Genomic DNA, 323 nt, shown 5'->3' on the forward strand with positions numbered 1-323 from the left:
TCGAGTGACTCAAGCGCGCCCTGAACCGGACTCGCCTGCCACCCTGCCGCATCCATCAGGCGCTTGGCCTTGGCGTAGGGCATGCCGGCGACGATGCCCAGCTGCGTCAGCTCTGTGGCCAGCTTGATGCGTTGCGCCTCACCCCCTGAAAGCTCCGTGGCCGGCTGGCCCAGCCGCAGGTAGCCCAGGCCGATCTCCTGCAGCAACTGCAGCGGGCCCGGACTGGCAGCAGATCTGGTTGTTCCCGGCCGGCGTCGCACTGGTGGTGTTGATCGCCTTCCTGCTGCTGTTCCGCGACCGCCCGGTAGCTGCGGCCGCGTCGT

General features: G+C 68.7%; 1 pseudogene. It reads right to left on the minus strand.

Annotated elements, in window-relative coordinates:
• Positions 1-206: pseudogene (locus ABGA94_RS04680) on the minus strand (hypothetical protein); the annotation flags it as partial.
• Positions 207-323 lie beyond the last annotated feature (117 nt).

The organism is Stenotrophomonas sp. 3diitr2024 (assembly GCF_042136455.1).
Lineage (GTDB): Bacteria > Pseudomonadota > Gammaproteobacteria > Xanthomonadales > Xanthomonadaceae > Stenotrophomonas > Stenotrophomonas sepilia.